Annotated in this window: 9 protein-coding genes; 2 read left to right on the top strand and 7 right to left on the bottom strand. The window is 42.9% G+C overall.

From position 1 onward, the window contains the following. Positions 1-44: 44 nt before the first annotated feature. From V6252_RS03455 to cysG, 3 genes are all read right to left on the bottom strand, one after another. Positions 45-3,920 (bottom strand): AAA family ATPase, encoded by a 3,876-nt coding sequence (locus V6252_RS03455; protein WP_341609287.1) that lies wholly within the window; start codon positions 3,918-3,920, stop codon positions 45-47. Positions 3,921-3,994: 74 nt separating this feature from the next. Then, complete coding sequence (locus tag V6252_RS03460) at positions 3,995-5,611, bottom strand: exonuclease SbcCD subunit D C-terminal domain-containing protein (RefSeq protein WP_341609288.1); 1,617 nt, start codon at positions 5,609-5,611, stop codon at positions 3,995-3,997. A gap of 152 nt (positions 5,612-5,763) precedes the next feature. After that, entirely contained in the window at positions 5,764-7,404 is a 1,641-nt protein-coding gene (cysG, locus tag V6252_RS03465) for a siroheme synthase CysG (RefSeq protein ID WP_341609289.1), read from the bottom strand. 246 nt (positions 7,405-7,650) lie between these two features. Here cysG and V6252_RS03470 point away from each other — a divergent pair, with 246 nt between their 5' ends. Continuing rightward, positions 7,651-8,619, top strand: coding sequence for a WG repeat-containing protein (locus tag V6252_RS03470; protein WP_341609290.1), 969 nt, complete (start codon positions 7,651-7,653; stop codon positions 8,617-8,619). Positions 8,620-8,692: 73 nt separating this feature from the next. Here the strand turns inward: V6252_RS03470 and V6252_RS03475 are convergent, their stop codons facing one another. The 3 genes from V6252_RS03475 to V6252_RS03485 form a co-directional block, all read right to left on the bottom strand. Then, positions 8,693-9,331: a phosphoadenosine phosphosulfate reductase family protein gene (locus tag V6252_RS03475; protein ID WP_341609291.1), complete on the bottom strand. Its 639-nt coding sequence runs from the start codon at positions 9,329-9,331 to the stop codon at positions 8,693-8,695. Between the two features lie 84 nt (positions 9,332-9,415). After that, positions 9,416-10,036 carry a DUF934 domain-containing protein gene (locus V6252_RS03480; protein WP_341609292.1) on the bottom strand — a complete coding sequence of 207 codons (621 nt, stop codon included), beginning with the start codon at positions 10,034-10,036 and terminating at the stop codon, positions 9,416-9,418. Then, positions 10,029-11,720, bottom strand: coding sequence for a nitrite/sulfite reductase (locus tag V6252_RS03485; protein WP_341609293.1), 1,692 nt, complete (start codon positions 11,718-11,720; stop codon positions 10,029-10,031). The genes V6252_RS03480 and V6252_RS03485 overlap by 8 nt, the downstream gene beginning before the upstream one ends. Before the next feature lie 358 nt (positions 11,721-12,078). Between V6252_RS03485 and sat the strand changes: the two genes are divergently transcribed. After that, positions 12,079-13,329 carry a sulfate adenylyltransferase gene (sat, locus tag V6252_RS03490; RefSeq protein WP_341609294.1) on the top strand — a complete coding sequence of 417 codons (1,251 nt, stop codon included), beginning with the start codon at positions 12,079-12,081 and terminating at the stop codon, positions 13,327-13,329. Positions 13,330-13,465: 136 nt separating this feature from the next. Here the strand turns inward: sat and V6252_RS03495 are convergent, their stop codons facing one another. Continuing rightward, positions 13,466-14,053, bottom strand: coding sequence for a hypothetical protein (locus V6252_RS03495; RefSeq protein WP_341609295.1), 588 nt, complete (start codon positions 14,051-14,053; stop codon positions 13,466-13,468). Positions 14,054-14,134 lie beyond the last annotated feature (81 nt).

Below are 14,134 nucleotides of genomic sequence, written 5' to 3' on the forward strand. Positions count from 1 at the left end.
ATGGTTTAATTGAATGTATTAAGTAGTAAAGTGATTAACCTAACTTATGATGCTTTTTCACTGACGACTTTATGACACCCTTGTCCACTGATTCGGCTAAATCCACCCGAGAGCTTTTCGACTTTAATCTGGGTTAAAATGCGATCTTTTAGGGCCTGAACATGGGATATCACCCCGATTAATTTACCTTCTTGCTGTAAATTGGTCAGCGTATCAAGCGCAATGTCTAAGGATTCCTCATCCAATGTACCAAATCCTTCATCCAAAAATAGCGAATCTACCCGAATATTTTGACTGGCCATCTGTGAGAGACCTAATGCCAAGGCCAGACTAATGATAAAACCTTCGCCGCCTGAGAGGTTTTTAGTACTGCGAATTTCACCACCTTGATAGTTATCAATCACATTTAGCTCAAGTGGACTATTATCATCACGAGCCAGCAAGTAGCGATCGCTCATTTTTTGCAGTTGCGTATTGGCTTGAGTGACCATAAGGTCAAAAGTAAGTCCTTGAGCAAAGGTGCGGTACTTCTTGCCATCGGACGAGCCAATCAATTTGTGCAGCTGTTGCCACACTTGAAGCTTATCCTTTTGAGTATTGATGGCATCAATCTGTGCCTGTTGGGTATTTTTTTTGTCCTCATTGTCTTTTAGTCGCTGACTGATGGCACCAATCGATTCAATTCTTTTATTAGACTCATCTTGGGCTTGTGATTGCTGTTGGGCAAGCGTTTCTCTATCGTCTACTGTCAGCGGATTGGCTTGTTTATCTGCAAGTGTTTTTTGTGTTGCATCCAATAAAGACTGCGCTTGCTTTAGCGCATAATCGATATGCTGTTGCTGCTGTCTAAATGCATTGCGTTCATCTATGGGCAGGCGTGCATTAGTAAAATCTATTTCATCAGCGAAATCAGAGGCGGCAAGCGCTGACTTAAAGGTATCTTCTTGGTTGCTAAGTGTAATCTTTACAGTAGTCACTTGCTCAGTCACCTGACGTTGCTTATCAAGCAATTGACTAAGTATGTGCTCAGCATTGTCTAGCTGTCTTTGGGCAGAGATCTGCGTGGCTTTAGCCTGATCTAAGGCATCACGTAAACGCTTTTCTTCTGCTTCAGGATCTTTATTAGCAAAAACATACTTTCTATCTGTTTGTAATTTCTCAATCGCCTCAGTTCTTTCTGCCACGAGTTGAACTAGTTTAACAAGCTCATTTTCTTCTTTGTCGAGCTGAGACTGCTTGGTCTCGATTTGTGTTTCTAGTCGACCGAGTGATGTCTTTAGGGTTTGTTGATCCTCTCTATAGTCGTTGAACTGTTTCTTGATTTCTAAAAGGGCACTGTGACATTGGCGCAGGGTATTGATATGTGCCTGAGCGTCAAAATTGTTTAGTACGGTTTGATTTCCAATGCTGGTTATCAGCGGTTGTAATGATTGCAGTGAAGAACGTATCACCGTTTTTGCGTCTGACTGATGTTTGCCAGTGGAATATTTATTTAACAGGGCTAATATATCTATTTTGAGCACAGTCAATTCAGAAAAATTATCATGATATTTTTTGTCTAAGTTTTCTATAGCCCATGTTGTTTTTTCACTATTGCTCTCAATCTCGTTAATAGTGCTGGCCAGCTCACGCTGCTCCTTGTCTAACGCTTCGATGTCATTACGTATCGTAGAGAGCGACTCGCTAAGCGTTTCATATTGAGTTAACGTATTTTTAAGAGATTCTTTACGCTTACCTAGCTCGATTTTGATATTGCTTAATAATGACAACGCATCGATATGTACATCAATCTGCGCCAGTGATTTTAATATTTCAGCGATAAATTGAGAATAACCTTTATTTAGTACTGAACTGACCAATTGGTCGATATCTTTCTTTAATTTTTGGATTTGATCACTCAGTAGGCCTTGTTGCTCTTCCTGCTGCGAAAACTGCTGTCGTACAGTTGCTTGATTAATACGATGTTTAGATAAAGTATCTACTAAATTGGATACAGTCGTATCCAGATCTGTTATCTGTTGCTGAGTTTGCGTTGCTTCCGTCTCTTGCGTTAAATGTGGGTGGTCTGCACTATAAGGATGCTCTAGCGACCCACAAAGCGGGCAGGGATGGCCATCTTTTAGGTCAGCGATATAATCTTCTAATTTGGCGACTTTTTGTAGTAAATGCAGCTGGGTTTGTTTGTCTTGACGCTTGTCTTTGGCAGCGCTGATAGCCGATTCATTATCAGCGATTAAGCCTGCCAGCTTCGTGAGGTCGTTACTCATGACTGGCAAGACGGCATCTATTTTCTCTACTTGTACGCTAAGATCCTTGAGCTGTTTTGTCTTAACGCTCGCTTGGTCAAGTTGACGGTTGATATCGTCAATCTGCTCTTGCTCATCTCGCATATCAGCCAATGACTGCACTTGGGTTAATGCTGCTTGCTCTTGCTGTAAAGCGGCCAATTTATCCTGTATAGACAACATGGTGGTGTCTTTCGTCTTTTTCTGTTGATTTAAGACGTCAAGATTGGCGCGATACTGGTGGATCTGTTGCTGCTGGCTTGTTTTATCATCTGATAGGGCGGTATTCTCTTGCAATACTACTTTTAGTCGGCCGCAATGACTTTTGAAATTCGCTATGTCACTATCGATATTGTTTAATTCATGGGCGTCATTAAGATAGCTTTCGACACTTGTGAGCTGGGTTTTATTTTGTGCAGCCTGTTGTTTATGGTTGTCTATCTCTTTATTTAGATGCTGGGTGCTACTCGTTAGAGTTTGCTGTCTTTGCTCAATGTCTTTTAAGATATGCGTGTTCTGCGCAATCTCCACATCGAGTCTACGCGCCTGCGCAATATTGGGTAGAGCCGTTTGCAATGATTCGTGAGTAGCTTGTGTATGAGTTTTTGCTGTCTCTAGATGTGTGGTTGCTTGCTCTAAGTCATTTTGTTTTTGCGGTAAGATGCTGCTGATTTGCTGCTGTTCTTCTTTCAAGCGTTTTAGGTTATCGCGACTATGGACAAGTTGGCTGAATTGACTATCAATCTCCAACGCTTTATTAGCAGCGGTTAAGCGTTTGGCATTAGGAATAAAGCCTTGCTGCGCCTGCTGAGCCTGCGCTAGATCATCTTGATAAGTATTTAGCTCTTCTTTTGTTTCTGTGACGCTATCTAGCCATTTTATCTTTTCGGCCAAATCTTGAATGGTCCGCTGTTGCTCACTTTGTGCACTTTGATATGATTTTAAATCGGCTTTTAGCTGATTTTCTTCATCGGTATCTAAAAGCATCAAACCGTCTAAACCGTATTGCAGCTTATTAAGAATTTCTTCTTCAGTACGTTTTTTATCATGAACCTGTGTTGAGATGGTCGCGTAAATATCAGTGCCCGTAATTTTTTCTAAAATATCTGCGCGTTCATCAGCCCTTGCCTTTAGAAACGCTGAAAAGCTACCCTGAGCCAGCAATATAGAGCGAGTGAACTGCTGAAAATCCATCCGAGTCAGTTCAATGATTTTATTCTTGGTATGCTTTAAGGTGCTCTCTAACAGCTCATCCTCTTTTGACGATTCATCAACGTTTATCTTAGCGATTTCATGAGTCGCATCTTGCAGATTGCCATCTGGTTTATTGTAAGCACGGCGCTGTCCCCAGCGGCAGCGATATTGCTCGCCATTTAAGTCAATCACTACTTCAGCGAAACACTCTGCCGTCTGCCTCGTCATCACCTCATTACTGCTCTTACTGATACTATTAATCCTTGGCGTCTCACCATATAGCGCTAAGCAAATAGCATCCAATATGGTGGTCTTGCCAGCACCAGTCTGTCCTGTGATAGCAAAGATACCTTCATTGGTAAAGGCAGTATCAGCAAAATCAATATGCCATTCGCCTTTTAGGGAGTTGAGGTTTTTTAGTCTGAGTTCGATTAGGCGCATGGATAAGTCTTAATATTAGTAATAGCCGCAACTGCGAAAAATTTAGGAAGTGTGGTCATGATATTTCGCTTTTATTATTCTGCCTGTTTGTCTTCATGACGTAAGTTATAAAGTATCAGACCATAGGCATCGCGCAATGAGTCTTTTTGCGAATCGGGTATGTCATTGAGCGTCAAGCACCGCTCAAACACTTCCATCTCATTCAAATCCTGCAAGTTCTCAGATGTTTGCTGTTGATTGAGCACTTTATTATAAGTACGAGTGTTTTTTATCTTAAGCACTTCGCATGGTAACCCTTCTACCATTGCTTGCACTTGCTCACGCAAATTACTGACAATCTCATCGCCTGTATAGACAATCTCTAGCCAAATAGAGTCCGATTGCGTAAGCGCTCTAATGGTTTTCTCAATCGTGGTTAAGTCACCAGATATTTGCGCCAGTTGTTGGAACTTTGGGATGGGCAGGGACACTACTTGCATTTGATTAGCGTTATCGCGATACAGTATTTTATTGCTAGTCACGGCGTCATCTGAGGTTGGTTGATTGTTTGTATCTTGCTTAACAGGAATATTTTCTACGGCAGTAGATTGTGCCACATCTTCATCATCTGAAGGCTCATCAAAGCCAAACAAGTCATCCATGAAAGGCAGTTCCTGACTCGCCAATTTTTTAGCGGATTTTTCTACTAATTTATCTACTGATTTTTTCACTTGGGCGACTTCAATGTCAGCAGCTGTACGGATAGCATGAGGAGTAATACTATCAGGTGCGACATTCAACTCTGAGATACCATTATTAAAATGTTCTGCAGCACCAAACTGTACCAGTAATACTTGCTTTTGCTGTTTGGCCTCTCCAAAACCCATCGCAATAGGTGAGCCTGAGTAGCGAATACTCTCACGACCGCCAACACGCTGCGGTACGTGCAAATGCCCAAGTGCAACGTAATCGAAGCCATCATTGAACATATCGGCGGAGATTTTACCTAGTGAGCCGACATAGAGCTCGCGTACACCATCATCTTCGGTTGTTTTACCACCAGACGCGAATAGATGTCCTGTGGCAACGATAGGAATATATCGCTGATGCGTTTTGATTAAGTCGGCTTGCTTAGCCTTCGCAATATCTGCAACATTGTCATAATGCGCGCAAATACCAGCGATAACGTTGGCGTCTTTGCTATCTGCGGACTCGCCAGCGCTACTGCTACGCACATCCCGATCGCGCAGATAGGGCACAGCGGCGATAATACAATGAGGGTTGTTGTCATCATCACCCAAGACCAATACTTCGTCATCCAAGTCATCACAAGCAGTGCCAATCACATGCACATTCAAAAACTTAAGCACATTGCTTGGCGCATCTAAAAAAGTTGGTGAGTCGTGATTGCCTGCGACAATAACCACATGCTGACAGCAGGAGCGTGAGACCTTACCCAAAAACTCATAATACAGCGCTTGGGCTTTATTGCTTGGGGTCATGGTATCGAAGATATCACCTGCGACGATCAATATGTCTACTTTTTGTGCGCTGATGGTGTCTTGTAACCAATGCAGGAATGACTCAAACTCTTCGTAACGAAGACGCCCATACAGACGTCGCCCCAAGTGCCAGTCCGAGGTATGCAATATGGTCAAAGGTTTCATTTGCGTGGTTAAAGAAGAAGGCAAGCTAGCATCAGGTATGGGCATAAGTAGACTATAAGTGTGAGCAGTAGAAAGTCTTCATTCTAGCAAGAATCGTTGAGATTTGCGCTGTTGCCAAAAGAAAACCCTACCAATAATATACTGGTAGGGTTTTCTTCTTATTCAAGACTCATCGTTTTGCAGGTCAGTAGTAATCGCTAGTCAATAATCAGTTGCTCCAGACCATCTCCTTGCTGCGTCGCAAGATTTGCGACCATCGATAGGGCGTGCGCTTGTTGGTTTATTGGTTGTTTTACTGCTTTACCTCTTGACCCTTCACGCAACCAATTTTTAGCTATATCATCGCTGTTTTGACTGTGCTGCTGATTTTGCAAATTATACCAAGCCAAATCATGATGCAAGCTGACCACGTCGCCCATAATTAGGAGGGCAGGCGTTGGCAATTGTGCTTGTTCTTGTTTGGCAACAATCGTTGCAAGCGTACCTGTCAATACTTGCTGATTGGGCATACTCGCATTAGAGACGATAGCAATCGGCGTCTCGCTACTGCGTCCAGCATCAACCAAGCCTTCAGTCAAACGTGTCAGCGAGTGCAGACCCATATAAAATACGACCGTCTCATCAGTATTTAAAAAGTTCTCAAAATTACTATTGGGTGCACCAGCTTTCAAAAATCCTGTCACAAAACGCACTGACTGTGAATGGTCACGGTGAGTTAACGGAATGCCTGCATAGCTAGCAGCGGCATTGGCAGCGGTGATACCTGGAACGACTTGATATGGCACATTATGTGCCCGCAGGCTTTCGATCTCTTCGCCGCCACGTCCAAAGATAAACGGATCTCCACCTTTTAAACGCACGACACGGCGACCTTGTTTGGCATGATTGACGAGCAGCTCATTGATACCCAATTGCGCGACCGTATGGTTGCTGCGTTTTTTACCGACAAATACTTTGTCAGCATCACGGCGGCATAAGTCTAAAACTTGCGGTGAGACCAGCGCATCATAAAACACCACATCCGCTTGCTGCATTAGACGCAAGGCTTTAAAGGTCAACAGCTCTGGATCACCAGGGCCTGCGCCCACGATATAGACCTCGCCAACGGCTGGTAAGTTTTTTTCTGACTCATCGGATAGAGTAGCAGCAATCGTGTCTGTCTCTCTAACCGCATTTGCATCGTCGCTTTTCTTACTGATAGCAGCAGCAGCACTGTCCAAATCAGCTTGCAGTTGTGCAGTCGCTTCAGTTTCATTGCCTGCAAACATGAGCTGGCTAACTTGACCTTCAAATGCGCGCTCCCAAAACTGACGACGGCCAGTAAGCGTTGGTATCTTGGCTTTTACCTCACTGCGGAATTCACCTGCCAACTTTGCTAATTTTCCGTAGCCTTGCGGGATTAATGTCTCAAGACGTGCACGTAATAGACGTGCCAATACTGGCGCTTTACCATTTGATGAGATACCAATCACAATGGGATTGCGATCGATAATGGCTGGAAAGATAAAGTCACATAAATGCGGGGTATCGACCACATTGACTGGAATGTTTAGCTCAGTCGCATCTGCATGAACCTGGTGATTAAGTGTTTCATCGTCAGTCGCGGCAATGATTACCCGTGCGCCTGACATATAAGTTTTATTATAATTCTCGTAGATAAACTGGTGTTTATCATCCGTTAGCAAAGCTTGTAGCTCATGGCTGATATCTGGCGCAAGAATCGTAATGCACGCGCCAGCGCGGCTGAGCAAATCCGCTTTACGCAGTGCCACTTCGCCGCCGCCCACGATGAGCACTTTACGGTCTTCTAATTTAAAAAATAGCGGGAAGGTGTTCATAATGTCACCATATATTTAATTGTTTATTATAAAAGGTAGAAAAGATATAAGGAATGCCGCCATTATGAGGTATCACAAGCATACTCTCACCTAGTGAATTGGCATTAGTATATTCGTTTTTGTCATGTTAATGATGGTTTTTTGTGAGAAAGGGAATAGGTTTTATAAGACATGATAGGCGTACTAGAGGTTTAGAAGGGCATAATTTTATATTTTTTAATTCAGAACAATTATGAAGGCATCATAATGAGTCGAAACAATACGTTTAATAGACTAAAAAAATCAAGTACTGTCTTTTTCGGACTGATTTTAGGGTTGCTAGTTAGTTCAGATGTACTAGCAGAATGCGCGTTGGCTGAAGGTTATAAGTTACCAAATGGGGTTGTATTTGATGAACACTGTGAGTTTGATGGTGAACTCGCGCCCGTAATAAAAGGTAGTAAGTATGGATTCATCGATAAGCAAGGTGTGATAAAAATACCAACACAGTATGACTTTCCAATTGCTTTTGTAGAAGGTCTAGCAAGTGTTCATAAGGACAACTTATCCGGATACATTAATATGCAGGGTGAAGTTGTTATACCTCTCAAATACAGCCTTACTTATCCATTTGAAGATGGTTTAGCTGTGGTTGAGGTAGATAATAAAAGAGGAGTCATTGATAAACAGGGACAGATAATTATTCCGATAATGTACGATGATTTAATGGGTTTTAATGAGGGTTTATCTGCAGTTGAGAACGAAGGGAAGTATGGATACATTGATATTAATAATAAGTTAGTTATTCCTTATGAATATGATTCTACTATTTCCTTTACAGAAGGCCTAGCAGCGGTTGAAAAAAATGAAAAGTTCGGATTTATAGATAGGCTAAATAATATCGTGATACCCATTGAATATTATAGTGTGACTTGGTTTTCAGGTGGTTTAGCCGTCGTTAATAATGATGATAAGTTTATGATCATTAATAGGTCGAATCAAGTAGTCAAAGAGCTAGACTATGCAATGGTCTTCCCCTTCATTAACGGATTAGCACTTGTCTATGATAACGGTAAGCATGGATTTATTGACAAAAATGGTGATGTAGCAATTGAATTAAACTATGATGACATTCCATTTATTGATCCTTTTAAAGATGGTACCGCCTATGTCAAAAAAGATGGGGAATGGTTCTACATTAATAGACAAGGTAAACGTGTAGGAAAAAAGTTTTAAGTTCAATGAAAAACTGAAAAAAGCCCTTTCTTAAATCAAAGAAAGGGCTTCTCAAATTCATAAACAGCTAAAATTACAGCTGAGTATGCAAACCACACTCACGGCTTTCTTCTACTTTCGTTGGATCAAAGTAGTCATGCTCGTTTGGCAAGTTGTGCTCATCTAAGTACACGTCTAGATCAGCATCTGTTTTTTCAAACAATGGCGCTACCTTTAGTACGCCGTCTTTCGATAAGCTAAGTACATCAAGACCTTGGCGGAACTCAGTTTGGTCTTTACGAATAGCATTGAACCACACATCTGGTTTTAGCTCATCTAATGCACGGCGGAATGGCTCAAGTTTAACTTGCTCAGTGAACTCGTCATGCTGTGGGTTATCGATACCTGGGATACCATTCATCGTCGCGTCACGGTGTGCAGCCGTTTGCTTAGGAATGTAGGTAACAACGTTTAGGTTCAAGTCATGGATAAGCTTGTTGGCAAACTGATAAGTAGCATCAGTGTTGTAGCCTGAGTCTACCCACAATACCGTGATATCAGGGCGCTGTTTAGCAACTAAATGCAAAATCGCTGATTCATATGGACGGAAGTTGGTCGTGATGATTGGGTTTTTTGCTTGAGTCAGTGCCCACTCAACGATTTGCTCAGGTGACTTACCTTGCAAGTCTTGGTTGGCTTGGTCAAGATCTAGGTTTTGGTGTAATTGGCTCACAATACGTTCCTTAATGGTTGTTAATATAAAAGTGTTGATTAAAAATATCGGGTATTACTATAAAATTAATGGTCAATGCGACAACTATGCGAATGAAGGCTCTGACGGTTGTGCAAACATCGGTAAATCTGAAGCGCTTCGACCGTCATAGCTACTAGCAAGGGCAGTAAAGGCTTGCTCAATGCCAAACTTAGAGTCAGCTTCTAGGTCATGCTCGCTCAATACAAAGCTATCAACGCCCGTGCGTAGCATATAAGCAATTTGATCGCGGCCAAACGCGCCAGCAACTCGAATCTCGCCTGTATAACCGATCTGGCGCAGCGTACGTGCAAAGCTAAAGTGACGACCATCAGCGAACTTAGGCACATCAATCACGATAAGCGCGTGCGTTGATAAGAACTCACTAAGTCCTTCTAGTGCATCAGCGTCAGTATCGGCAGTAACCCACAGTCCAAGTCGACTACTGTGCTGTACGATCAGCTCATAGACTTCTTTGATCAGACCACCAGCCTGTGCGCCTGACGTATCTAATAAATCAACGAGTGGCACGATGACGTCCGGCTTCTCTTGTTTTTGTAGTAGCTCAAGCAACGTAATGTTAGTCGATACAATGCTTTCTGGCAGTGCATCAGTAGTAAGTACATGCCATGTATCTTGACTGCCAATATCGACGCCATGACTGTCCAAAATATGGTGATTAGCCATAGACCTTCTCCTTAAATGGATCAATACCAACGCGCTCAACCAATTGACCAAAGCTTTCTACATCATTGTCAGTGCTGGCACGTAAGTCCACATAGACATCAACAATCTGCTGTATGGTATTGGCAACCTCAAGAGCCGGCACAGACTTTCCTAAGATTTTGCCAAGTTTGGCATCGTCGCTAGAGTTACCGCCAAGGCTAATCTGATACCAATGTTCACCTTTTTTATCGACACCCAAGATACCAATATCGCCTGTATGATGGTGCGCACAAGCGTTGATACAGCCAGACATGTTTAGGCGAATCTCACCCAAGTCATATAGATAGTCTAGGTCATCGAACTGTTTTTCGATTTGCTCAGCGATGTTGTGCGTCGTTGCATTGGCAAGCGAGCAGTAATCCCAACCTGGGCAGACAATCATATCTGTTAGGGTGTTAATGTTTGCGCGCGCTAAATGCAATTCTGATAGCTGCTGCCATAACTCATAAAGTTTATTGGTCTGCACATCAGCGAATACTAGATTCTGCTGATAAGTACCACGTAGCTCACCAAAGCTATACTTGTCAGACAGGTCAGCCAGTGCATCCATTTGTGATTCACTGACATCGCCGGATGGTACATATTTGCCATCGACCAAACCTGCCTTAAGAGAAATAACCACGGCACGATAGCCAGCTATTTTGTGCGCTACGGTATTTTGGTTATACCAATTGGCAAAGTCTTTATCAGCGCTCAGTTGCTGTTGTAGCTCAGACTGTACTTGTAGTGCGTCGAATGAGACATAGTCAGGCTCACTAAAGAAGCTGCTCGCTGTTGCAAAGTTCTCATCAGTCAAAGTCAATGGGCCGTCTTTGGTATGGGTTTCCCACTCGGCATTGACCAATTTGGCAAACGCTGGACCGCCCATGCTTTCGACCAAAATTTTGATACGCGATCTGTATTTACTGCCTTTATCACGGCGACCATGCAAGTTATAGACACGCAAGATGGCGTCTAAATAACTCAGCAGATGCTGACGTGGCAAGAATTTATTGATAACTTTACCAAGGACAGGAATACGTCCAAGACCACCGCCAACCAATACTTCAAAACCAATCTCACCTTCATCATTTGTCTTTACATGTAGACCGACATCATGTACTTGGGTTGCCGCACGGTCATCATTGGTACCGATCACAGCAATCTTAAATTTACGCGGTAAAAAAGCAAACTCAGGGTGGAAGGTTGACCACTGACGGATAATCTCACAATAGGGACGTGGATCAGCGATTTCTTCTTTATGGATACCAGCATATGGATCGGTGGTGGTGTTACGGATACAGTTGCCTGAGGTTTGGATGGCATGCATCTGCACTGAGGCTAATTCAGCCAAAATATCTGGCACATCTTCTAGTTTTGGCCAGTTTAGCTGGATATTGGTACGCGTCGTGAAGTGGCCATAGCCTTTATCATACTTGCGAGTAATTTCAGCCAATTTGCGCAACTGGTAGCTGGCAAGCAAACCGTAAGGAATGGCGATACGCAACATCGGCGCATAACGCTGGATGTACAGGCCGTTTTGCAACCGCAATGGCAAAAACTGCTCTTCTGGCAGCTCACCTGCCAAAAACCGCTCGGTTTGGTCGCGAAATTGGGCAACTCGTTCCTCTACCAAAGTCTGGTCAGCGTAATTATATTGATACATGACGTAATCTCAGTTTTGTTTTTAATCTTAAAATCAGCGACGAAAATGATTTGCGTGTGTAATAGGTTTTATTGCCGTTCGCAATGTAAATAATTCAGCTATACATCATATAAGCTTGTACCCAGAAACATAAATTCCTTTCAGACATATCCATATCCAAACACAGCATAAATTTTCATAACGAAAGTTAGGTAGCCTATGCGTATCAAATTTAATGCCCAGTCGCTAGTACGCTACTTATTATCTAGCTATTTATTATCTAGCGACGGCTTTCTTCTCAGTTTTGTACATTTAATCGCTTTTGCATTTTTGCTCATCTCTTCCAACCATTCTTTTTATAAGAGGTTTTAATAACTATATGTCTCAAACTCAAAGCCCAACTCAATCAAAACTTGTTCCTCCACACGGTAGTGACGTGCTTAAACCTTTACTATCAAATGATGATGCACGTGCTCAAGCATTAAAGCTTGCCAGCACATTGCCAACCATCACTTTAAGCTCACGTGAGCGCGGTGATTTAATCATGTTCGGTATCGGCGGCTTCACTCCGTTAAATGGCTTTATGAATCAAGCGGACTGGCAGGGCGTAGTAGACAACATGCGCTTGCAAAGCGGTGAAAATGCTGGCTTGTTTTGGCCAATTCCTATCACTTTGTCTGCGCCAAAAGAGACTGCGGATAATTTAAGCCAAGGCGATAAAGTAGCCTTGGTCGCTCAAGATGGCGAAGTCATGGGTATTTTGACGGTAGAAGAAACCTATACCATCGATAAAGAACATGAGTGCCAGCAAGTATTCACGACCACGGATTCAGAGCATCCAGGCGTACAGCAAGTATTGAACCAAGAAGCCGTCAATATTGCCGGTAGTGTTGAAGTATTGAGTGAAGGCGAGTTCCCAACGTTATATCCAGAAATCTACAAAACGCCAGCAGAAACACGCGCAATCTTGGATGCTAAAGGCTGGAAAACAGTGGCTGCATTCCAAACGCGTAATCCAATGCACCGCTCCCATGAGTATCTGGCTAAGATTGCGATTGAGATCTGTGATGGTGTATTGATTCATTCATTATTAGGTGCATTGAAACCTGGCGACATCCCAGCAGAAGTTCGTCAAGAAGCCATCAAAACGCTAATTGATAACTACTTTAGACAAGATACCGTTATCCAAGCGGGCTATCCATTGGATATGCGCTATGCTGGCCCACGTGAAGCATTGTTACATGCGCTATTCCGTCAAAACTATGGCTGTAGCCATCTGATTGTCGGTCGTGACCATGCGGGTGTCGGCGATTACTATGGTGCGTTTGATGCGCAAACTATTTTTGAACATGTTGGTAAAGACGACCTTATCACCCAACCGCTCAAAATTGGCTGGACGTTCTGGTGTAACGCTTGTAATGCGATGGCCTCTGATAAGACTTGCCCGCATGACGCCTCTGAGCACGTTAAAGTGTCAGGTACTAAGCTGCGTAAAGCACTATCAGAAGATGAAGTGGTACCAGAAAACTTTAGCCGTCCAGAAGTACTACAGATCTTGCGTGACTACTATGCTGGCATTGCAAAAGAAGAGCGTGCTGAAGTTAAATTAACGGGTGCATCTGCGGTATAAAGGCAGATCATCAGTATAAATAACTCGTACTAAGCCAGTCATAAAGGAGGTGTCAGACTTATGGTCTGGCACCTTTTTGTTTTTATCACTACTTTTGAAATGAAAAACACGTCCTAACACATGCTAGTGATGACTACTAAATCTCTAAACCTGCTGCCAGCTTTTTATATTCTCCAGCAAGAGAGCCACCACCTGAGCAAAAATAGTTCAGTGCATACTTATCTGGGCTGTCGATGATGAGCTTGTCGTCCTTAAATTGCAAAAAAGCTTTACTGTCATTTACCTTTGCCTGAAAAATCGTACCGTGAGCAGTATCTTGCCCCATTAATATTGCCTTGCCATCAAAGTGACAAGTAGGTTTTTTGATATCGCTGCGTGAGCGAACTTTAATGTCAATCTGTCGATCACCATCTGCTCGTACCATCACGCCAACCCAATCATAGCCTTGTGCTCGTTTGTCGTAGTCGGCAGTAGCGTAATCCGCCGAAACCTTGTTTGTTGAAACTTCATCTGTTGAAAACTTGTCTGCTGAGACATTGTCACTCAAATCATTACTTTCAATAGCTGGCAAAGCAGATATCTTACTAGCGACTGATTCAACCGCACTGTGGTTAGCGCTGTTCATAGTGGGCGACACGTTATTACAGCCTGCTAAAGCAGCTAGGGTAGAGGTCATCATTATCAGCCCTACAATAGAACGAAATTGATGGTATGAAGTATTCATATAAGGGCCTTTGGTCAAGTAGGAGGGTAAGGTTTGCATAGTATCGGAATAATGAAAGTATCATTAATACAGCAAACTTTA

The sequence above is a fragment of the Psychrobacter proteolyticus genome (assembly GCF_038155145.1).
Lineage (GTDB): Bacteria > Pseudomonadota > Gammaproteobacteria > Pseudomonadales > Moraxellaceae > Psychrobacter > Psychrobacter proteolyticus_B.

Excerpts from the sequence above, each read along its gene's own strand:
- V6252_RS03470 (WP_341609290.1), top strand. The coding sequence starts at position 7,651 with ATGAGTCGAAACAATACGTTTAATAGACTAAAAAAATCAAGTACTGTC.
- cysG (WP_341609289.1), bottom strand. The coding sequence starts at position 7,404 with ATGAACACCTTCCCGCTATTTTTTAAATTAGAAGACCGTAAAGTGCTC.
- V6252_RS03480 (WP_341609292.1), bottom strand. The coding sequence starts at position 10,036 with ATGGCTAATCACCATATTTTGGACAGTCATGGCGTCGATATTGGCAGT.
- V6252_RS03455 (WP_341609287.1), bottom strand. The coding sequence starts at position 3,920 with ATGCGCCTAATCGAACTCAGACTAAAAAACCTCAACTCCCTAAAAGGC.
- sat (WP_341609294.1), top strand. The coding sequence starts at position 12,079 with ATGTCTCAAACTCAAAGCCCAACTCAATCAAAACTTGTTCCTCCACAC.
- V6252_RS03495 (WP_341609295.1), bottom strand. The coding sequence starts at position 14,053 with ATGAATACTTCATACCATCAATTTCGTTCTATTGTAGGGCTGATAATG.
- V6252_RS03485 (WP_341609293.1), bottom strand. The coding sequence starts at position 11,720 with ATGTATCAATATAATTACGCTGACCAGACTTTGGTAGAGGAACGAGTT.
- V6252_RS03460 (WP_341609288.1), bottom strand. The coding sequence starts at position 5,611 with ATGCCCATACCTGATGCTAGCTTGCCTTCTTCTTTAACCACGCAAATG.